This is a genomic window from Acinetobacter entericus (genome assembly GCF_026168575.1).
GTDB lineage: Bacteria > Pseudomonadota > Gammaproteobacteria > Pseudomonadales > Moraxellaceae > Acinetobacter > Acinetobacter bouvetii.
Map to the genome: position 1 here is coordinate 54,418 of NZ_JAPEQW010000005.1, position 18,683 is coordinate 73,100.

The window sequence follows — 18,683 nt, forward strand, 5'->3', positions numbered from 1 at the left end:
TCTAATATGGAAAGCCGCTTATTCCTCTTTCAGCAAGTCTTGGAACTTGCTGCGTAGCTTCATCAGTTTCGGCGGAATGGCAAAATTGCAGTAGCCTTGTGATGGATTGCGGGCAAAGAAATTCTGATGATAGTCTTCAGCAGGATAGAAAACCGGCGCAGGGCTCAGCTCTGTGACAATGTCCAAGCCGTCCGCTTTCAGGGCATCTATCCGCTGCTGCGCCTGCGCGCGCTGCTCTTCATTCAAATAATAAATTACGGAGCGGTACTGCGTGCCGACATCATTGCCTTGGCGGTTGAGCGTGGTTGGATCATGGGTTGCAAAGAAGACATCCAGCAGCTGAGTGAAGCTGATCTGGGCTTCATCATAGTCAATCATAATCACTTCGGCATGCTGGGTATCGCCATTGCAGATCTGTTCATAGGTCGGCTGCTGAACGTGTCCGCCCGCATAGCCGCTGGTGACAGCGCTGACGCCTTTCAGCTGCAGGAACACAGCTTCCGTGCACCAGAAACAGCCGCCGCCAAATAATGCATGCTGCATAATCATTTCCTATTTGAATGTTAATGAATATATAAGGGCATTTTGTTCAGCTGCAATGCTGGCTGCATGCCGGGCAAAGAAAAAGCCTGCATAAGCAGGCTTTGATTCGGATCAGCGGGGCCGCACTGCGCTTTCAAACTGAATCAGCAGGTTGCCGTGGCGGTCCAGCAGTTTCAAGGTTTTGCCAAACACTTGGTAATGCGTCACTTTAGACAGCGCTTCATTGTATTTCTGGTCAATATTGCCGTTGTTGATGCACGCCATGCGGGTGCTTGCTAACTGGCTGAGCAGCAGCGTGTCATTGCCAGCCGTGTACGCGCCCATAATGCGGTTGCAGCCGTCAGAGCCTGAAACACGCTTAGAGGCTTCATCAAACTGAATGCTTGGAATATTTTGGGCATTTGGCGCTGTTTTAATGGCAGTGCCGCCAATTTGTGTAGCGATCCATGTTCTATTTTGCAGAAGCTGCAAATTTTCGGTCATATGCGGAGAAGTCTGCATGCTTTCACATCCAGTAAAGGCGGCCGCTGAACCGAGCGCCGCCACTAAAAGAAGATTTTTTAACATTATGGGGTTCTCTTGTTTTAAATAGGCATAGTTGTATATAAACAAATATTTAGTTAAAGCTCCAGCCGTATTTGTATGTTTATTTTAATCTGCCATGCAGCGCTTATTCTGCTGGATGCGGTAAGCCTTTGCGGATCAAATATGAGTAATCTGCACTGCTGATGTGCTGATATCCGCTGACTCGAGGATTGATATGCGCGCGCTGATACCATGTATGCAGATCCCATTGCGCTGAAATGGCGTGCAAATCGTAAAGATAATTGGGCAGATAGCCGGAGGCGAGTAAGCGGTAATCGGCTGGGAGCTCTTGCGGCGACACTGCCTGCACCATATCAAAGACCAGCGTTGTGCAGTTGCTGGTTAAGGTATTATACCATTTCGGATGTTTGGCCAGCTCGTCTGCCTTATGCAGATACTCTTTAAAAAGCGCCATGCGTTCAGCTTTGGGCATGTTCACTGGAAAAAAGTAGACCTGCTCACCGCGGATATTGCTGCGGGTATAAATCAGATCCTTTTCATCAGAGGCGACTAGGCTGAGTTCGTATTTACGGAAAAAACCGCCAATGGCTGAAAATTTCTCATCTTTTTCTTTGCGGATTTCAATGGAAAAGGTCAGCGGCCGGTTATTGGCAAAATCAAAACTGACCAAGGTATGGGCAATTTTGGGCCCCATCCAGTACGAGGTAATGATGTTGACCCCAGTAATCTGATTCAGGTCAAATTGGCGGGTTTCCCAGTGCTCTGTGTAGCTGCCGTCAGGATGCCAGTCGAAATTGCGGACATTATGCAGGGTAATGAGATCGCCCTGTTGTTCATAATGCAGCATTTTAGCCACTTCTGGCGCCCATGCCCGGTCTTGCTGAGCCTCCAGACCAAAATACCAAAGCAGGCTGCAGAGGAAGCCCAGAATATAAATAATGACGTCTTTTTTGCGGCTGAAAAAAGGCTGGGCGGCGTAAATGCCAAGGATGCTGAGCGCAAAGGCAATCCAAGCGCCAATCAGTATGCGGCTCCAAAGCCAGCTGAAGGGCTCTTGAATCCACAGCGCCATGCACAGCCAAATGGAAGACAGAATGACAAATAAGCTGAAGAGGGCGTGCAGTGCGCCGACTCCCAAAGCTCTGATGAATTCTGTTTTGCCAATGTTGTGCATATTCAGCTGTTTCTAATGAATTATTGTTTATTTTCGGTATGTTGCAAACTCAAACGCAATCCCTGTTTTGTCGTCAATATGCTGCTCTGCCTGAACTTTTTTAAAGCTGTCCGGAATTTCAGGATAGTGCGCATCGCCCTGCACATCCAGCTCAACATGCGTTAATTCCAAACGGTCTGCAATATCAAGGGTTTGCTTGAAAATTTCACCGCCGCCGATAATAAAAATGCTTTCCGGTTTTTCCGAGGCTTTGACATCTTGCGCAGACAGGGCTAAAGCTTCTTCAATGCTGTGCGCCACTTTTGCGCCCGCATAAGACCAGTCCGCATCACGGGTGATCACCCAGTTCACACGCTTTGGCAGCGTGCGGCCCATTGACTCTAAAGTCTTGCGGCCCATGACCACCACACCGCCTTGGGTGATTTCTTTAAAATGCTTCAGGTCTGCTGAAATGTGCCAAGGCAGGTCATTGCCTTTGCCAATGCAATGCTGCTGATCCATAGCGACGACGTGTACAACTTCTAAATTTTGGAACGCCATAGCGCACTACTCAAAAAACAGTAAAAATTGCCTCTATTAAAATGCAAAATCCCGCTTTTCGCAAAGCGGGATTTTATTTTTTTGGCAATGCGGCCGTAATTAAACGGCTACAGGCGCTTTAATGCCGGGATGGGATTCATAACCTGCAATTTCAATATCTTCAAATTTAAAATCGAACAGGTCGTGAATTTTAGGATTCAATTTCAATTGGCACAGCGCCATCGGTTCACGGCTCAGCTGCAGCTTGGCCTGTTCAAAATGGTTGGCGTATAAATGCGTATCGCCGCCTGTCCAGACAAAATCACCGACACCCAGGCCGCAGACCTGCGCAATCATGTGCGTCAGCAGGGCATAGCTGGCAATATTGAACGGTACGCCGAGGAACACATCTGCGCTGCGCTGATACAGCTGGCAAGACAATTTGCCATTCTGCACAAAAAATTGGAATAAGGTGTGGCAGGGCGGCAAGGCCACGTTCCCGGCTTCATTCGGGTTCCAGCCGGAAACAATTAAGCGGCGGGAATTGGGATTGGCTTTAATTTCATTGACCAGCCACTGAATCTGGTCAAAACCGTCTTGATTGAATGTGCCGTCTGCATTTTTGGTTGCGCCGAAATTACGCCATTGATGACCGTAAACAGGCCCTAATTCGCCTTCGGGGCGGCCAAAACGCGCGGTTTGCTCTGCCGTAGACCATTCATCCCAAATCGTAACTTTATTGTCCTGCAAATATTTAACATGGGTGTCTCCTTTTAGAAACCACAGCAGTTCAATCGCAATAGAGCGGAAGTGGACTTTTTTGGTGGTGAGCAAAGGAAAGCCTTTGGAAAGGTCAAAGCGCATTTGGTGACCGAATACAGAGCGGGTTCCCGTACCGGTACGGTCACCTTTGTCACCGCCGTTGTCAAGAATGTGCTGTAAAAGGTCTAAATATTGGCGCATATCACTCTCATGAAAATTGTTTTGCTGGCCGCACATATTAGCTGTTTTTAGCTGCAGATAAAACTGTTAAGCATCGTCAAGCAAGCGTCAGCGGATTTAGCTGCATGCATAAAATAGGGCCTGCCTATACAGCCGGCTTGCCGGATGCGAGAAATGAAGGGCTGCAAAAAAATCGCCTTGCAAAGACGTTTCAAAGAATTAATTACATTTATATAAAGAAGTTTTAAGTTTGGTTTTTTAGTATCTAATCCGTCCAAAGCGCTGCTGCTGGAGCGCCAGCCAGAACATTCTTTACAGGGAATTAGAGGAACACGCATGCTCGTAGATATGCATCATACTGAAATTCATCAAAGTATTTACCCTGAACCCGTGCAGATCACACTGCGGAATCAGGGCAGCCATAAATATCATCCGAGCCGTATCAGCTTAGATCCCGATGTGATGCAACCCAGTCCAACAGCAAGCTTAAATACAGAGGATGTAGAGGCGGAAGGCTTTACAGGGGATTTTAATTCAAATTCAGACAATGCTTCCGTCATTCACTTAGATAAATTTGTTCAAACGCTGGACAGCATTAAGGCGCATGTCAGCTCAAAACGCTGCGCGCGCAGCATCCGCATGGCGCTGCAAAGTGCTGGCGCCGTGTTTGGCAGCCATCCAGTGGCAGCCTCAGATTGGGGAAACACGCTGACGAAAATTGGCTATAAGCAAATTCAGCCTGAATTCGACAATCCGCAGGAAGGGGATATTTATATTATCCGGCGTACGAACAAGCATGTGTATGGCCATATCGCTGGATTTAGCGGTTCTGAATGGGTCTCTGACTTTAAGCAGAAAAGTTACGATGTGTATAAAGAGACCGGATTAAAGTATGAATATTACCGCTTAGGCTTATGATGCAGCATTTAATTTTCGCCAGTGCAGACGGTAAATTTTCCTAAAAATTGATATAAAAATAAGCATTTGAAGCATCAATGCTGCGTTTGATAAAATTTTATTACATTTTTTATGTGAAATTATTCTCATCTAGGCGTACCATCCCCTACGGTTAAAATATGTAAACGTAATCAATTTTGATTGCAGAGGAGGTTGTTGTAAGAATGGTTTATGATCAAAGCGTGGACATGCAGAACGCGCATAGCCCAGTGAAAGCAGAAATCGTGATCCGTTCACAGCACGGCAAAAATGTTAAGAACGCTTCGTATCAAGCCTCTAGCCGCAATGCCAAGCCGAAAAGCGTATTTGGCGCGAATAACGGTCAGCGTATCGATATTGATAAGTTCGCTCAGCGGTTGCGTGGCGTTACTGCGCAAACCAGCAGTCAGAAATGCGCGAAGAGCGTGCGCCTGGCCTTGGAATCAGCGGGCGCCAAATTTAACAGCCACCCAGTGGCAGCTGCGGATTGGGGCGGCACTTTAAGAAAAATCGGCTACCAAAAAATCAATCAGGCTTTTGACCGTCCGCAAAAAGGCGATATTTATATCATTGACCGTACGCATAATCATGTCTATGGGCATATTGCCGCGTATAACGGCTCAAATTGGGTATCTGATTTCCAGCAGCGCACACATGCCGTGTATAAAGATCCCAATGTGCATTATGAATACTACCGTTTAGGCCAGTAAGGCTCAGCGCTTGCAGCGCGCTGGCAAAATAAAAAGACTTAAAAACCGCGCCGCGCTATTCAAAGCGTTTGGCGCGGTTTTCGTAGATAGAGACTAAAAATAGGCCAATGGCGCAAAAGCCGATGCACTGCAGAATCTGCATCAGCATCTCTGTCCTGTTGCCGGTTCTTGGCAGGCAGGAAAACAAAATGATCAGCAGCAGATAGGAAATTTTTTGCGCGAAATGCCGCCATTTCTGTATGCCCGTGCCAGCGTGCGCCGGCATCACGCTGTACAGTACATACATCAGCAAGCCAATGCCGAGGCTGATGCCGATAAATGCGGGGCTAAGCTTGAAAATCTGGCTGCTGAAGGTGATGATCAGGCAGGCTGCGATGACGGCAATCAATTTCATTTGCCGCGTGCAGCGTTCGGAATACCAGAAATTCAGCATTACTCTGCGTCATTCTTGGGCTGATGCTGATTCAGCAGCGCCAGCGGTGAAAAAATGCAGATCGACAGCGCCATAAAGCCGATGCCTTGCGCCCCGGGTATTAAAATTTCGCCTTCTTGCATATGCATGAAAATCAGCGCCAGCAGCAAGGCAATGGGAATCCACGTCAGCAGGCGGTACAGCAGTCCTGCCGGTTTACGGTAGGCGAAATGGATTTTGCAGTAGCGGCAAATCAGGAAAATAATGCCCGTGCCCAGAAACATTAAAATGGCGTCCGGTTTCAGTGGTTCCATCCAATACAGTGCCGCTGTAGCCGCAGCAATCACGGCAAAGATCATTATTTTTTTCAGGACGGAAATTTTAGGATTGAACCAAAACTCAAGCATGCGCATTGCGGTCTGTAATTTGAATGCTGAAACTGTAGCATAGAACAGCTGGGAAAATGCAGTGCAAAAAAAGCGGGGCATTTGCCCCCGCGTCAATTTCGCGCTCATTTTTATACGGTTGTTGGCATCAGCTGTTTTTGAGTGGGCCCCAGTCGTAAATTTTTTTCTGATAGGCGTACCACATCATCCACAGGCCGATCAAAATCATCGGCACAGTGAGGAATTGGCCCTTGCTCATCCAGCCGATAAACAGCAGGCCATTGTCGGGTTCACGGAAGAATTCCACTACAAAGCGCGCAATGCCGTAGCCGATTAAGAACAGGGCAGACACCGCATAGCGCGGGCGCGGTTTCGAGCTGAACCACCACAGCACAATAAATAAAATCAAGCCTTCACACAGCGCCTGATAGATTTGTGATGGATGGCGCACCAGCTGCAGCGGGTCGGTCGGGAAAATCATGCCGAATGCAAAGTTGGGGTCCGCCACGGGACGGCCATACAGTTCGCCGCCAATAAAGTTGCCGATCCGGCCAAACATCAAACCTGTCGGTACGCAGGGCGCAATAAAGTCCAAGGTCTGAAACCAGGTCATTTTGTATTTTTTGCACCACAGCAGCATGGCAATCATGACACCCAAGAAGCCACCGTGGAAACTCATGCCGCCTGTCCAGACTTGGAACAGCCATAAAGGATTGGCCAGAAACTGGTCAAATCCGTAAAAGAAGACATAGCCGACTCGTCCGCCCACCACGACACCCAGCGCACCGTAGAAAATCAGGTCAGAGACCATTTCCGAGTTCCAGCCGTCGCGCTGTTTGGCGCGGTGGGTGGCGAGGCCCCAAGCGAATAAAAAGGCCAATAAGTACATCAGTCCGTACCAGTGGACTTGCAGCGGCCCCAGCGATACCGCGACGGGGTCAATATTCGGGTAGGTCAGCATTGCTGCTCCTTGTCATTATGTTTTGCACAGATTTTAGCTGAAAGTGATGAAAAATGTTGTACATTCAATGTGTAAAGATATCGAGTGACATTTATGTGCATTGTGGCATTTGCTTGGCAAGTCCTGGAAGATACACCGTTATGCCTGATTTCCAACCGTGATGAGTTTTACCAGCGCCCGTCCGCAGCCTTGAAGCAATGGGATGCCAGTCCGATTTTGGCCGGGCAGGACTTGCAGTCTGGCGGCACATGGATGGGGGTGACGAAGGCCGGGCGCTGGGCGATTATCACCAATTTCCGCGATGGTGCTGATAAAAGCGAATATCCCACTTCGCGCGGGCATTTAATTCAAGCCTTTTTGGAATCCGATCAAACGCCTATCCGTTTTGCGCAAGCATTGGAGCAGCGCCAATGCGATTATGCAGGCTTTAATTTATTTGTGGGCAATCAGCATCAAGCCGTATATATGAGCAACCGGGGAGAGGCGCCGCAGGTGCTGGCCAAAGGGGTTTATGTGGCATCGAATGGATTAATGACGGAGCATTGGGAAAAGACCAGACATCTGCGCAAGCGGTTTAGCCAAGAGTTTTTGCCGATGCTGCAGCAGGCGCATATGCCAGAAGGCGATTTAGAATCTGCAGTCTGGGATATTTTGGAAGATGAGCGCAAAGTCATTCCAGACTTGCTGCCCAATACAGGCATTCATGCAGAGATGGAAGAACTGCTGTCTTCCACATTTATTCAAAGTCCAATTTACGGCACCCGCTGTTCCAATTTTCTTAGAATGAAAGGCCGGCAGTGGCTGTGGCAGGAAAAAACCCAGCAGGGCCCTGCACAAAATGAAATTATTGCAGTTGAATTGCCGATTGCATAAAAATACCCGCCTTGGCGGCAGGTATTTTTTTAGCTCATTTCAGCCGCGCTTATTTTTTCACGATTGACGGGCTGACTGGATCTGCTGTGATATAGCCCACCGATGCGCTGAACTTATTGTTATAGTTTTTGTTGATTGCCGTATCTAATTCTTTTTGCATGCTTTCAGTTAAGCCCGCAATGTGTGCGCCAGTGCTGTCTGTCTTATAGAAGCGGTTCCATTCATCCCCTGGATGCTGGAAGTTGCTCATGATATACGTCCAGCCATTGACTGAGTCGACTGCGTGCAAGCCAGTGGATTCAGCTCCTGCTGGTGTGGCAAGAATACGGTCGAGCGATTTGCTGTCGACATTATATGCCCACAAGTAATTGTTCAAGTGGCTGCCACTGTCTTCGCCAATGAACAGGGTACGGAAGGTTTCTGAGTACTTCAAATTGTCTGGGCTGGCAATTTTGTTCAGATCGGCTGTATTGCCTAAGCTGTCCATCGTAATGTCTGTACCAGCCAACAGCAGTTTAGATTGATACGGTACCCATTCACTGTTAATGGCTTTGCCTGTCGTGGTGTTTTGACCGCCTGCCATATCATGAGCCAGAATGCCGCCAGCGGTCAATTTGCTGAATTTTACATTGTTTGATGCCGTGTAGCTTGCAGTGCCTTCTACCATGGAATCTTGAATGTTGGCCAATGCTGAATAAGCGACTTTATCTTTGGCATTGACGGTGGTGCCTTCCATTTTGGTAAAGGCCATGCTGCCGCCCATCAGCGCTGCATAGCGGTGGGTTTCCAAAAAGGCTGCGGCTTTTTCCTGACCTGCTTTCAACTTAACCCAAAGCTTCACTTTGCTGAGGATGATCGGTGTAAATCCGCTCAAATCTGAAGGCTTAGCCGTATCGTCATCACGGTAGCTTTCCATGATGTCGGTTGGCTGGATATTCGCTGTGTTTACCAAAGCTTCGATTTCTGCGCTGGTCGCATGGCCCAGCTCAATCCATTTAATTTGCCCTGTACTGGATTCTGAAAGCAATGACGTATATTTCGCCACATACAGCGTACCCGCAGACAGGTCTTTTTCTTGATCAGCAATGAACATGAACAAACCGCCATTGGTGTAGTCATCGCCCATCAGTACAGTTTTATTGTCAGGCATCACTTGAATCAATTCATGTGAAATACGGCCTAGACAGAAATGCTTCACCAAGCTGCCACTGCCGTCTTTATTCACAATCACTTCTGGCAAGTGCCCGTAGTTATAGGCTTTGGCGGTAGTTTCATCGCCAAAGAATTTTTTGCTGTAGCCTGTTAACATTTTGAAGGACTGGCCAATGCCTTGTCCAAACGCATCTGGCTCATACTCTTCGCTGGACAGATGGGTATTCCACGGTGATAAGCTGGCGCCGCAAGTAATCCACAGACCGTGCGCAGCTAAGGTATCGACGTTATAGTATTTTTTAAAGTCTAACTGACCTGTTTTTTGATTTTGATCTAAGGTCAAAATGGCAATTGGCGAAGGTAAAATGCCATATGGATCTTCACCATTTAAACTTAGAGATGAATATTCAAACTGCACTACAAAAAATACTGGATGATCAACACCTGCGACCTGTGCGCCGTCTAAATGAATTAAAGATGAGCCGTCTGGGCAGTTTGAAAAATATTGGCGGGTGGTATCGTAAATCGGCTGGCCTTTGGCATCAAAATAGCCGCCAGCAATGATTTTACCGCCTTTTAAGCTGTCAACTTCTTTACCTGTTTGGAAAAACTCTTGATAGCCCAGTTTGTATTCTGAGGTGGTGTTATCTTCCCAAGTAATGGTTAAACCTGATTTAACAGAGGTTTGCGCCATGTCAGCCACTGTTGTCGGTGAAGCCATTGGGGTGAATTTTGCACTTTTAAAATTCAGCGGTTTCGCGGTTGGCGGAATGACAGCATCATCGCTGCTGTCATTGCAGCCAGCAAGAGCTGCTGCTGTACCCATAGCGCCTAAAGGTAAAAAAGGAATGCCTGCAAACCATTTAAGCAGGTCACGGCGGCTTGGCTGAGTAGAAGTGGCTGTCATAAGAAATCCGTACGTTAATTGTTTTTAAGTCGCTAATGATTCTATGAAGCAGAAATGACAGATTCTTTACACTTTTTAGACAGTTTGACGACAGAGGCTGTTTGCCGAGATCAATAAAAAAAGCCCTGAAACTCAGGGCTTTTTGAAAGCGGATGTATTGTTAAGCAGATCTGTCTTCTGTTTTAGATTTGCGCTTTTCCAGCAGCTTGCCAAGCAGCAGGCCGATTTCAAACAGCATCCACATCGGCACAGCCAGCATGATCATCGAAAGCGCATCGGGCGGCGTAGCAAACATGGCGACAAAGAAACATCCCACCACAATAAAGCGCCGTTTCTCCACCAGGCTTTGTGTGCTGACCGCGCCGATTAAAATCAGCACCAGCGTAATGATGGGGATTTCAAACGTTAAGCCAAACACCAAAAACAGCTTAAGGCAGAAACTGAGATAGCTGTTGATGTCAGTCATCGGCGCAACGGTTTCAGGCGAGACACTGATAAAGAAATGCAAAATTGCCGGCAGGGTAATAAAGTAGGCAAAGGCGATGCCGAGATAAAACAGCGCGATGCTGCCCGCCAACAATGGAATGGCTAAAAAACGCTCTTTTTCATACAGCGCAGGCCGTATAAAAGACCACAGCTGATAAATAATAAAGGGCATCGCCAGCATCAAGGCGACAAATAAATTCAGTTTAAATGGCGCCATAAAGGTGGCGGTGACATCCGTTGCAATCATTGATGATGTTGCAGGCAGCTGCTGCCTAAGCGGGTCAGACAGCAATTGATAAGTATAATTGCGGAATGGCAGCAGGCAGAAAAAAAGCGCAATGGTCACGCCGACAATTTTAAAAAGGTATTGGCGCAGCACGATCAGATGCTGCATGACGGGCATTTGCTCCAGCTGTTCAGCTTCTGTTTTGACAGAAACGGCAGGCAGTTCATTCATACAGCAATCTTCAATTTAACAGGGGAAAGTTGAGACTCCTGCATATTCAGCAAATGGGGGAGGTTTTGCTGAATATGGCTGCAGGAATAGGGAAAAAGCGCAGGCGTGTCTAAAGGCTGATAATGATTGTGCGATGCAGTGCTGAATGTCTGCTGCGCTGGCTCAGAGGGCGGGCTGCGCAAGGCATCAATTTGCTGCTGCATGCGCCGTTCCAGTTCGGTCATGCGTTCAATTTCTTTTTGTACTTCTGCCCGAAATTCAGACAAGCGCAGTTCACGGTCCACTTCATTTTGAACACTGCTGATCAGGCGCTTAAATTTGCCATACCATTTGGCTGCAAACCGCGCGCCTTCCGGCAGCTTTTCTGGGCCAAGCACCAGCAGGGCAATAATGGCAAAGCACAGCAGTTCAGTCATTCCAATGTTCAGCATGAATCAGCACTCACATTTAGCTTTTAACGGAGCTTTCAGCGCTTTTGATTTGGGCATCAATGGTGCGCGGTTCTTTTAAGGCCGCTTGTTCAGCGTCTTCATCACGCACCGATTTTTTAAAGTCTTTGACTGCGCCGCCAACATCTTTGCCCAAGTTTTTTAATTTGGATGTGCCAAACAATAAAATCACCACAATTGCAAAAATCAGCACATGCCAAATCGATAGTCCTGCCATGAGATTTTCCTCTGTTTATTTTTAGATGATTTCAACAGCTCTGAGTGACACGCATGTGACATCTATATTGCAGTTTTAAGACAACTGCCTTTGTCCAATGGGGTAAAGCGTTCTTGGCTTGCCCGCACTAAGGGTAGAGTGTGTTAGCATCTAGCTTTTCTGCCCAATGCAATTGCGATAGCCATGGCGCTGATACTCCCGCTTATTTCTTTTCTTATCGGTTTTTTTGGCGCCGAGGCGCTGAAACCCTACAGATCCTTTTTGGCCTCTTTGCTGGCGCGGCTGTTGATTCCTACCGTGATTGTTTACAACATGGTGTTTTATCAGCAGGGCAGTTTATGGCTAATCGGCTTCAGTTTTGCCGCCTCGCTGATTTTCTACAGCCTGTTCTACTGCTTCAGTAAAGAAAAGCTCCGTGCACTGTGCTTCAGCTATTTAAATGGCGCTTGGCTGGGTTTTCCCTTTGCTTTGGCGGTGTTTGGCCCCAAAGCCAGCGCGACCATTGTTGCGCTGTATATCGGCGGCTCACTTTTTGGCAATATTTGCGCTGTAATGGCGGTCAGCACGGCTAAACAGGATATCCGTTTTATTATCAAAAATGTGCTGCTGTCGCCGCCAGTGATTGCCTTGAGCCTAGCCGCTGTTTTATCAATGTGGGATTTCAGCGCTTTTGAACATCACCCTGCCGTACAGTGGGGCTATGCCCTGAATAAAGTGCTGGTGACTTTTTCAGGCATGTGCGTCTTGGGCATGTGGCTGAGCAAAGTGCGCATTAGCTGGCAGGATTTAAGGCGTAGCTTGATGCTGATTTTCAGCCGCATGCTGCTGGCGGCAATATTGTGCTTGGGGGCGTATGTGCTGCTGCCGATTCCGCATGTGCAGCTGACGTATGCAGTGATTTTTATGTTCTTTTGCCTGCCGCCCGCAGCCAATATTGTAGCGCTGGAAACGCATTATCAAGGTACGGGGCATTCGGCCAAATATATTGCTTCGGGGACAATCGCCAGCGCCATGATTATTTTAATCTATGGCTTTTTACTGCATCTTTTTATGCAATTTTAACTGCCCAGCGCTATCAAAATCATGATTAGCAAAGCCAGTGTTGCGGCGCATTTAGTTGAAGCTGAGCTCTTTGCGGATCTGCCAATCACGGAATAAGGCATAATAGATTGCGATACCAATGATGCCTGGGAAACCCATTTGACCTTGCAAAAGGCTGGCAAGCAGTATCAAGATCATTAATATGAATAAAACCCGATAGGTTGTGCGAAAGCCAGATGTTAAGGGGAAGGTCACTTTTTCTTGGCATGAAGGACAGCTGATTTTTTGAAATCCCAAAAAGGATCGAGTCGGTGTTTCTGTAAATGTATGCTGACATTCGGGGCAAGTGACTCTAAGCGGGGACAGCGCCATATCATTCTCTTTTTTATTATTAAAGTAATTAGATTTAAGTGGTTAGGAGGTAATCACTGAAAATATATTACCTCCTGCAGTGCTTATTTCAAGCTGTCTTTAAACAGTTTCATCGCCTGGCCGCGGTGGCTGATTTTGTTTTTTTCTTCTTTTGACAATTCCGCGCTGGAGACATTCAGTTCAGGCAGCCAAAACAGCGGGTCATAGCCAAAACCATTCTCGCCGCGAGCTTGTTCTAATAGCTCACCTTGCCAAATGCCTTGGAAAATTTGCGGGAGCGGGTCTTCAGCATGCTGCACCAAAGCGAGTACGCAAACAAACATGCCTTCAATGGCTTCACCGTTATTACGCAGCGGTTTCAGCTTGTGCAGCAGTTTTTCATTATTGGCCGCATCATTGCCATGTTCCCCTGCAAAGCGTGCAGAGTAAATGCCTGGCGCACCGCCTAATACGGGTACGCAAATGCCTGAGTCATCGGCAATCGCAGGCTTGCCGGAAATTTTAGAAGCATGGCGGGCTTTAATGATGGCATTTTCGACAAAGCTTAAGCCATCTTCAATAGCGTCTTCAATATTCAGTTTACCTTGAGGAATCACTTCAACAGGAAGCTTCAGTTCTGCAAACATTTTTTCAAATTCGGCAATCTTGCCTTTGTTGTTGCTTGCTAACACAAGCGTGCCTTGGGATAGCCAATCTGTTGAAGACATTGTATTGTGCCTATGCTGAAGATAAAGAATGCTGTATGTTAACTTATTTTTGATTTGGGGATGAATTCACTATTTAGATTTCTCTATCCGAGCGCAGTATTGAGAAAACACGAATTACATAAAAAGCAGGATCTAATAATGATACGCCATGCAAAAATTGAAGATTCAACCGCAATCGCGGCCTTGATTGATCCCTATATTGATGATTTTGCGCTGAACCAACCGGGCAGGGATAAGCTCAGCTTACAGGCAGTGGAAGCACTGATTTTAAATAGCTCGGTGCATTATTATGTTTATACACAGGATCAGCGCATTCTTGCGGTCATTGCTTATAAACATACTTCGGATACATCCAGCCACCTGATCCATTTTTTTACTATGCAGAACATGCGGCAACAAGGCATTGGCAGGAAGCTTTGGCAATTTATTGAAGCAAAGCAGCAGGGGATTTTATTGATGACAGTTAATTCAAGCTATGCAGCGCAACAGGTCTATGAAAAGCTCGGTTTTCAAAATATATCTGCTGTAATTGAGACAAATGGTCTGCGATTTATTCAAATGCGTAAGGTATTCGCCATATCGTGTCTTCAAGAAAATTTCATTTAATAAAAAAGCACCCGAAGGTGCTTTTAGAATCAGGCAGAATTACTGTGCTTGAATCCATTTGTCAGCACGGTCACGCGCCTGACGGATCTGGTCTTGCGTTAAGTTGGCGGCCAAAGCAGTTTTCTTGCCTTCAGACAGGCTAATCACTTTATTATCCAGCATGCCGTCACGGGTAGACAGCTCATACCATTGGTAAGCGCCAACAAAGTTTTTCTTCTGCTCTTCCATCATTGCCAAATTGAAGCTGGCGCGGTTGTCACCGCGGCTGGCAGCTTTTTCAAAGTATTGGCGGGCAAGCGCTTCGTCTCTTTTCGTACCCATGCCGTCTGCCAGCATGCGGCCAACGTTCAGCTGAGCAGCGGAAAGGCCTTGATCAGCCGCCGCTTTAAACCAAGCGAAGGCTTGATGTTCATCTTTAGCAACATCTTTGCCGTATTGATATTTTGTGCCTAAATAGAATTGCGCGCCAGCTTGACCTGCCTTAGCCGCTTTGGTCAGGCTGTTAATGTCCATCACAGAATACTGCGCAGCTTGACTCGCAACAGATGGCGCTGGAGCAACATAGTCTGCATGGGCTTGGACACAAAACAGTCCAGCCAGCAATGTTGAACCTAATAATAATTTTTTCATAAAGCGCTCACTCGATAAATTGCGACTTCACCAAACAGATTCGGGATATGTTTACTGAGTAAACTGCCTTGCTGATCCCCATTCACGGCAAGTCGGTTAATAATCCGGATATTATTCTCTGCACACAGCGCTTCAAAATCACGGAATGTACATAAATGAATATTTGGGGTGTTATACCACATATAGGGTAAAGCTTCTGAAACAGGCATTTTCCCTTTTAACGCCAAGAAAGAGCGGGTCTTCCAATACGCGAAGTTCGGAAAAGTAATAATCGCCTGTTTCCCCACACGCACCATGTCTCTTAATAAGACGTCAGGCGCATCTACAGCTTGCAAAGCTTGCGCCATCACCACATAGTCAAAAGACTGGTCGGCAAAACGGCTTAAACCTAAATTTAAGTCCTGCTGAATAATATTTAACCCGCGACTGATGGCAATTGCAATCTTTTCTTGATCAAGTTCTAAGCCGTAAGCGCGGATATTATGCTTTTGGCTCATATGCGCCAGCAGTTCACCGTCGCCGCAGCCTAAGTCTAAAACCTTAGAATCGGGCTTGATCCATTTCTCAGCCAGTTGATGATCGATACGCATTAAACAGCCTCCTTCGGTGTCGCTTTGAGGTGTTCTTCACCGCCTAAAAATGCACGTAAGGATTTGATATATAAAGGAATAGGGAACAAGAATGAATCGTGACCCTGTTCTGCATTAATGTCTAAATAACTGACTGGCTTATGGCTGCTGATCAGGGCATCCACAATCTCCTGAGAGCGCTGTGGCGTGAAGCGCCAATCCGTCGTAAATGAAACGACTAAGAACTTACATTTTGTATTTTCCATCGCTTTTTTCAATGACTGCTGATACTCGCGGGAGGGATCAAAATAGTCCAAAGCTTTGGTCATAATTAAATAAGTGTTGGCGTCAAAGTTGCGGCTAAACTGCTCGCCTTGATAGCGCAAATAGCTTTCGACCTGAAATTCGACATCAAAACCATACATGAATTTGCCCGATTTTAGGTCACGGCCAAATTTCTGCTTCATGGCTTCTTCAGATAAATACGTAATATGGCCGACCATGCGCGCCAAAATCAGCCCGCGTTTTGGGTAGCTGTCATTTTCTAAATAGCGGCCGTTGTGAAAGTCTGGGTCAGACAAAATGGACTGGCGCGCCACTTCATTAAAGGCAATATTCTGCGCAGACAATTTTGGCGCACTGGCAATAATCACGCATTTTTGCAGGCGGTCAGGATAATCCACCGACCACTGCAGTGCCTGCATGCCGCCCAAAGAGCCGCCAATCACGGCATACCATTGCGCAATGCCCATCCGGTCGGACAGCATGGCTTGAGTTTTGACCCAATCCCGCACTGTGACCAATGGGAAATCAGGGCCATAAGGCCGGTTGTCATTTTCAGGGTTGGGAGAGGTTGGTCCTGTAGAACCGCTGCAGCCGCCAATATTATTCAGCGCAACGACAAAGAACTTTGAGGTATCAATGGCTTTGCCTGGGCCAATGCAGGCATCCCACCAGCCCGGTTTTTTATCATCTTCTTGATGATAGCCCGCTGCGTGATGATGGCCAGACAGCGCATGGCAAATCAAAATAGCATTCGACTTATCGGCATTCAGTTCGCCGTAAGTTTCCACCATCAGTTCAAAGCGCGGAAGAATCCGATCGCATTCGAGCTCTAACGGCTCTTCAAAAGAAAACTTTTGCGGGGTAACTAAGCCCACTGAGTCAGCTGGAAAAGACACAGGAAATATTCGCCTTAAATCTTTGGGATTAATAAATAAAAGGATACCACTTGGGGTATCCTTTCTAAAGTTTTTTTATCAGATAAGATTTGATCTGATTAAATTAAACTGCCGCGGCCATCACTTGTTCAGTGCTTAACACGCCTTGTTCAATTAAGCGGTTGGTGCTGGCAATAATCGCTTCAATCGATGAGGTGACAATGTTGTCATGCACGCCAGCGCCGAATGCAGATTTGCCTGTGCCTTTCACTTGAAGCTCAATCAAGGCCAAAGCTTTGGCATGCGCGCCAGAACTGATGCTGCGCTCTTCATAATTCAAGACATCAATTGGCAATTGCAAGGCATTCAAGATGGCCGAAATCGGACCATTGCCTTCACCGCGCAAGCGCTGAGTTTCACCGTTGATTTCCACATCAAGCTCAATCACCTGATTGCCGTTGTCATCTGACAATTTGTAATTTTTCGCTGAGTAATGAATATCTTTCGCCGCCACATAGGTATCTTTGAACAATGTCCAAATTTGCTGCGCGGAGACTTCCACACCTTCTTCATCCGCCACTTGTTGCACAATTTGCGAGAATTCAATTTGGATGCGGCGCGGCAACACGACGTTGTAGTTCGATTCCAATAAGTAGGCGATGCCGCCTTTGCCTGACTGAGAGTTTACGCGGATGACCGCATCATAGTCGCGGCCCAAATCTTTCGGGTCGATCGGCAAGTAAGGCATATCCCAAATTTCTTGGTCTTTTTGGAATTCAAAGCCTTTTTTAATCGCGTCCTGATGCGAGCCGGAGAAAGCAGTGAAGACCAAGTCGCCTGCATAAGGATGGCGCGGGTGCACCGGCAAGCCTGTGCATTCTTCAACAGTGGCAATGATTTCATTGATGTTGGAGAAGTCTAAGTTAGGCGCCACGCCTTGGGTGTACATGTTCAAGGCAATGGCTGCCACGTCTACGTTGCCGGTGCGTTCGCCGTTGCCGAAGACACAGCCTTCTACACGGTCTGCGCCAGCCATAATGGCCAATTCAGAGGCTGCAATGCCGCAGCCGCGGTCATTGTGGCAGTGCACTGAAATGATTACGCCGTCACGGCGCTGAATGTTGCGGTGCATCCATTCAATCTGGTCGGCATAGATATGCGGGCCAGAGACTTCAACGGTTGCAGGCAAGTTCAAAATGACTTTGTTGTCTGGCGAAGCTTCCCAAATTTCAGTCACTGCATCGCAGACATCTTTAGCCACTTCCAATTCAGTGGCAGAGAAGCATTCCGGGCTGTACTGGAAAATGAATTTAGTTTCAGGCTGCTTGGCCGCATATTCTTTCACTTTTTGCGCGGCATTGATGGCCAACTGTTTCGCGCCAGCCACATCGACATTCAAGACTTTTTGGCGGAATGTCGGAGAATTCGAGTTATAGATATGCACAATGGCGCGCTTAGCGCCCTGCAAAGATTCAAAAGTGCGCTGAATCAAATGATCACGCGCCTGCACCAAAACTTCGATGTAGACGTCATCTGGAATATGGCCGCCTTCAATTAATAAGCGGGTGAAATCAAAGTCGATTTGCGATGCGGAAGGAAAGCCGATTTCAATATGCTTAAAGCCGATTTTCACCAGCATTTGGAACATTTTGAATTTTTGCTCAATGTTCATCGGTTCAAAAATAGCTTGGTTGCCGTCACGAAGGTCGGTGCTCATCCAAATTGGCGCTTGATTGATTTCGTTATTTGGCCATTGGCGGTCAGGTAAGTCGACGCGCTGGTACATACGGCGGTATTTTTTGCTTGGATCAGCCAACATCATGAGGGAACTCCTTGTGTAGCATCGATTGTGTCAGGTCGTGAAAACAGCAACGGCTACTATTATAGATTGTGTCTATTGTATCCATTTACAAGTCTGAATTCGGAGG

At 47.1% G+C, this 18,683-nt stretch carries 23 protein-coding genes; 5 read left to right on the forward strand and 18 right to left on the reverse strand.

Annotated elements, in window-relative coordinates; genetic code table 11:
- Positions 1–18: 18 nt before the first annotated feature.
- The 5 genes from msrA to thyA all read right to left on the reverse strand — a co-directional run bounded on the left by msrA (position 19) and on the right by thyA (position 3,745).
- Positions 19–543, reverse strand: a complete 525-nt coding sequence (gene msrA, locus OKC24_RS05590; protein ID WP_131276202.1) for a peptide-methionine (S)-S-oxide reductase MsrA — start codon at positions 541–543, stop codon at positions 19–21.
- Between the two features lie 111 nt (positions 544–654).
- Positions 655–1,110, reverse strand: coding sequence for an META domain-containing protein (locus tag OKC24_RS05595; RefSeq protein ID WP_265464872.1), 456 nt, complete (start codon positions 1,108–1,110; stop codon positions 655–657).
- A gap of 103 nt (positions 1,111–1,213) precedes the next feature.
- Positions 1,214–2,263, reverse strand: coding sequence for an Lnb N-terminal periplasmic domain-containing protein (locus OKC24_RS05600; protein ID WP_130143719.1), 1,050 nt, complete (start codon positions 2,261–2,263; stop codon positions 1,214–1,216).
- A gap of 27 nt (positions 2,264–2,290) precedes the next feature.
- On the reverse strand, positions 2,291–2,803 hold the full coding sequence (locus OKC24_RS05605) for a dihydrofolate reductase (RefSeq protein ID WP_130143718.1): 513 nt from the start codon (positions 2,801–2,803) through the stop codon (positions 2,291–2,293).
- A 99-nt stretch (positions 2,804–2,902) separates the two neighbouring features.
- On the reverse strand, positions 2,903–3,745 hold the full coding sequence (thyA, locus tag OKC24_RS05610) for a thymidylate synthase (protein WP_130143717.1): 843 nt from the start codon (positions 3,743–3,745) through the stop codon (positions 2,903–2,905).
- A 315-nt stretch (positions 3,746–4,060) separates the two neighbouring features.
- On the opposite strand from thyA, the gene OKC24_RS05615 reads away from it, so the two are divergent.
- Positions 4,061–4,642, forward strand: coding sequence for a peptidoglycan amidohydrolase family protein (locus OKC24_RS05615; RefSeq protein WP_131276200.1), 582 nt, complete (start codon positions 4,061–4,063; stop codon positions 4,640–4,642).
- Positions 4,643–4,845: 203 nt separating this feature from the next.
- Positions 4,846–5,370: a peptidoglycan amidohydrolase family protein gene (locus tag OKC24_RS05620; RefSeq protein WP_131276199.1), complete on the forward strand. Its 525-nt coding sequence runs from the start codon at positions 4,846–4,848 to the stop codon at positions 5,368–5,370.
- A gap of 55 nt (positions 5,371–5,425) precedes the next feature.
- Here the strand turns inward: OKC24_RS05620 and OKC24_RS05625 are convergent, their stop codons facing one another.
- The 3 genes from OKC24_RS05625 to lgt form a co-directional block, all read right to left on the reverse strand.
- Positions 5,426–5,803, reverse strand: a complete 378-nt coding sequence (locus OKC24_RS05625; protein ID WP_131276198.1) for a hypothetical protein — start codon at positions 5,801–5,803, stop codon at positions 5,426–5,428.
- Complete coding sequence (locus tag OKC24_RS05630) at positions 5,803–6,189, reverse strand: hypothetical protein (protein WP_131276254.1); 387 nt, start codon at positions 6,187–6,189, stop codon at positions 5,803–5,805. The genes OKC24_RS05625 and OKC24_RS05630 overlap by 1 nt, the downstream gene beginning before the upstream one ends.
- 127 nt (positions 6,190–6,316) lie before the next feature.
- Positions 6,317–7,129, reverse strand: coding sequence for a prolipoprotein diacylglyceryl transferase (gene lgt, locus OKC24_RS05635; protein WP_005007317.1), 813 nt, complete (start codon positions 7,127–7,129; stop codon positions 6,317–6,319).
- A gap of 93 nt (positions 7,130–7,222) precedes the next feature.
- Between lgt and OKC24_RS05640 the strand changes: the two genes are divergently transcribed.
- Complete coding sequence (locus tag OKC24_RS05640) at positions 7,223–8,002, forward strand: NRDE family protein (RefSeq protein WP_130143855.1); 780 nt, start codon at positions 7,223–7,225, stop codon at positions 8,000–8,002.
- A 49-nt stretch (positions 8,003–8,051) separates the two neighbouring features.
- Here the strand turns inward: OKC24_RS05640 and OKC24_RS05645 are convergent, their stop codons facing one another.
- From OKC24_RS05645 to tatA, 4 genes are all read right to left on the reverse strand, one after another.
- Positions 8,052–10,061, reverse strand: a complete 2,010-nt coding sequence (locus OKC24_RS05645) for a PhoX family protein (protein ID WP_130143713.1) — start codon at positions 10,059–10,061, stop codon at positions 8,052–8,054.
- A gap of 160 nt (positions 10,062–10,221) precedes the next feature.
- Positions 10,222–11,004, reverse strand: coding sequence for a twin-arginine translocase subunit TatC (gene tatC, locus OKC24_RS05650; protein WP_130143712.1), 783 nt, complete (start codon positions 11,002–11,004; stop codon positions 10,222–10,224).
- Positions 11,001–11,435 (reverse strand): Sec-independent protein translocase protein TatB, encoded by a 435-nt coding sequence (gene tatB, locus OKC24_RS05655; RefSeq protein ID WP_130143711.1) that lies wholly within the window; start codon positions 11,433–11,435, stop codon positions 11,001–11,003. The genes tatC and tatB overlap by 4 nt, the downstream gene beginning before the upstream one ends.
- A 16-nt stretch (positions 11,436–11,451) precedes the next feature.
- On the reverse strand, positions 11,452–11,670 hold the full coding sequence (gene tatA / locus OKC24_RS05660) for a Sec-independent protein translocase subunit TatA (RefSeq protein ID WP_130143710.1): 219 nt from the start codon (positions 11,668–11,670) through the stop codon (positions 11,452–11,454).
- A gap of 183 nt (positions 11,671–11,853) precedes the next feature.
- Here tatA and OKC24_RS05665 point away from each other — a divergent pair, with 183 nt between their 5' ends.
- Entirely contained in the window at positions 11,854–12,732 is an 879-nt protein-coding gene (locus OKC24_RS05665) for an AEC family transporter (RefSeq protein WP_131276197.1), read from the forward strand.
- 51 nt (positions 12,733–12,783) lie between these two features.
- Here OKC24_RS05665 and OKC24_RS05670 read toward each other — a convergent pair whose 3' ends face one another.
- Positions 12,784–12,909: a hypothetical protein gene (locus OKC24_RS05670; RefSeq protein WP_265464873.1), complete on the reverse strand. Its 126-nt coding sequence runs from the start codon at positions 12,907–12,909 to the stop codon at positions 12,784–12,786.
- Between the two features lie 257 nt (positions 12,910–13,166).
- On the reverse strand, positions 13,167–13,790 hold the full coding sequence (gene rdgB / locus OKC24_RS05675; protein WP_131276196.1) for an RdgB/HAM1 family non-canonical purine NTP pyrophosphatase: 624 nt from the start codon (positions 13,788–13,790) through the stop codon (positions 13,167–13,169).
- 60 nt (positions 13,791–13,850) lie between these two features.
- Here rdgB and OKC24_RS05680 point away from each other — a divergent pair, with 60 nt between their 5' ends.
- On the forward strand, positions 13,851–14,396 hold the full coding sequence (locus tag OKC24_RS05680; RefSeq protein WP_228257529.1) for a GNAT family N-acetyltransferase: 546 nt from the start codon (positions 13,851–13,853) through the stop codon (positions 14,394–14,396).
- Between the two features lie 39 nt (positions 14,397–14,435).
- Here OKC24_RS05680 and OKC24_RS05685 read toward each other — a convergent pair whose 3' ends face one another.
- From OKC24_RS05685 to leuA, 4 genes are all read right to left on the reverse strand, one after another.
- On the reverse strand, positions 14,436–15,026 hold the full coding sequence (locus OKC24_RS05685; RefSeq protein ID WP_130143707.1) for a tetratricopeptide repeat protein: 591 nt from the start codon (positions 15,024–15,026) through the stop codon (positions 14,436–14,438).
- Complete coding sequence (gene metW, locus OKC24_RS05690) at positions 15,023–15,616, reverse strand: methionine biosynthesis protein MetW (RefSeq protein WP_005007344.1); 594 nt, start codon at positions 15,614–15,616, stop codon at positions 15,023–15,025. Before metW ends, OKC24_RS05685 begins: the two co-directional genes overlap by 4 nt.
- Positions 15,616–16,776 (reverse strand): homoserine O-succinyltransferase MetX, encoded by a 1,161-nt coding sequence (gene metX, locus OKC24_RS05695; RefSeq protein WP_131276194.1) that lies wholly within the window; start codon positions 16,774–16,776, stop codon positions 15,616–15,618. Before metX ends, metW begins: the two co-directional genes overlap by 1 nt.
- Before the next feature lie 103 nt (positions 16,777–16,879).
- Positions 16,880–18,577 carry a 2-isopropylmalate synthase gene (gene leuA / locus OKC24_RS05700; RefSeq protein WP_131276193.1) on the reverse strand — a complete coding sequence of 566 codons (1,698 nt, stop codon included), beginning with the start codon at positions 18,575–18,577 and terminating at the stop codon, positions 16,880–16,882.
- Between the last annotated feature and the right edge of the window lie 106 nt (positions 18,578–18,683).

What these genes read in the sequence shown, in the direction of transcription:
- msrA (WP_131276202.1), bottom strand. Translation starts at nt 543, where the DNA reads ATGCAGCATGCATTATTTGGCGGCGGCTGTTTCTGGTGCACGGAAGCT.
- OKC24_RS05595 (WP_265464872.1), bottom strand. Translation starts at nt 1,110, where the DNA reads ATGTTAAAAAATCTTCTTTTAGTGGCGGCGCTCGGTTCAGCGGCCGCC.
- OKC24_RS05600 (WP_130143719.1), bottom strand. Translation starts at nt 2,263, where the DNA reads ATGCACAACATTGGCAAAACAGAATTCATCAGAGCTTTGGGAGTCGGC.
- OKC24_RS05605 (WP_130143718.1), bottom strand. Translation starts at nt 2,803, where the DNA reads ATGGCGTTCCAAAATTTAGAAGTTGTACACGTCGTCGCTATGGATCAG.
- thyA (WP_130143717.1), bottom strand. Translation starts at nt 3,745, where the DNA reads ATGCGCCAATATTTAGACCTTTTACAGCACATTCTTGACAACGGCGGT.
- OKC24_RS05615 (WP_131276200.1), top strand. Translation starts at nt 4,061, where the DNA reads ATGCTCGTAGATATGCATCATACTGAAATTCATCAAAGTATTTACCCT.
- OKC24_RS05620 (WP_131276199.1), top strand. Translation starts at nt 4,846, where the DNA reads ATGGTTTATGATCAAAGCGTGGACATGCAGAACGCGCATAGCCCAGTG.
- OKC24_RS05625 (WP_131276198.1), bottom strand. Translation starts at nt 5,803, where the DNA reads ATGCTGAATTTCTGGTATTCCGAACGCTGCACGCGGCAAATGAAATTG.
- OKC24_RS05630 (WP_131276254.1), bottom strand. Translation starts at nt 6,189, where the DNA reads ATGCTTGAGTTTTGGTTCAATCCTAAAATTTCCGTCCTGAAAAAAATA.
- lgt (WP_005007317.1), bottom strand. Translation starts at nt 7,129, where the DNA reads ATGCTGACCTACCCGAATATTGACCCCGTCGCGGTATCGCTGGGGCCG.
- OKC24_RS05640 (WP_130143855.1), top strand. Translation starts at nt 7,223, where the DNA reads ATGTGCATTGTGGCATTTGCTTGGCAAGTCCTGGAAGATACACCGTTA.
- OKC24_RS05645 (WP_130143713.1), bottom strand. Translation starts at nt 10,061, where the DNA reads ATGACAGCCACTTCTACTCAGCCAAGCCGCCGTGACCTGCTTAAATGG.
- tatC (WP_130143712.1), bottom strand. Translation starts at nt 11,004, where the DNA reads ATGAATGAACTGCCTGCCGTTTCTGTCAAAACAGAAGCTGAACAGCTG.
- tatB (WP_130143711.1), bottom strand. Translation starts at nt 11,435, where the DNA reads ATGCTGAACATTGGAATGACTGAACTGCTGTGCTTTGCCATTATTGCC.
- tatA (WP_130143710.1), bottom strand. Translation starts at nt 11,670, where the DNA reads ATGGCAGGACTATCGATTTGGCATGTGCTGATTTTTGCAATTGTGGTG.
- OKC24_RS05665 (WP_131276197.1), top strand. Translation starts at nt 11,854, where the DNA reads ATGGCGCTGATACTCCCGCTTATTTCTTTTCTTATCGGTTTTTTTGGC.
- OKC24_RS05670 (WP_265464873.1), bottom strand. Translation starts at nt 12,909, where the DNA reads ATGATCTTGATACTGCTTGCCAGCCTTTTGCAAGGTCAAATGGGTTTC.
- rdgB (WP_131276196.1), bottom strand. Translation starts at nt 13,790, where the DNA reads ATGTCTTCAACAGATTGGCTATCCCAAGGCACGCTTGTGTTAGCAAGC.
- OKC24_RS05680 (WP_228257529.1), top strand. Translation starts at nt 13,851, where the DNA reads ATGAATTCACTATTTAGATTTCTCTATCCGAGCGCAGTATTGAGAAAA.
- OKC24_RS05685 (WP_130143707.1), bottom strand. Translation starts at nt 15,026, where the DNA reads ATGAAAAAATTATTATTAGGTTCAACATTGCTGGCTGGACTGTTTTGT.
- metW (WP_005007344.1), bottom strand. Translation starts at nt 15,616, where the DNA reads ATGCGTATCGATCATCAACTGGCTGAGAAATGGATCAAGCCCGATTCT.
- leuA (WP_131276193.1), bottom strand. Translation starts at nt 18,577, where the DNA reads ATGATGTTGGCTGATCCAAGCAAAAAATACCGCCGTATGTACCAGCGC.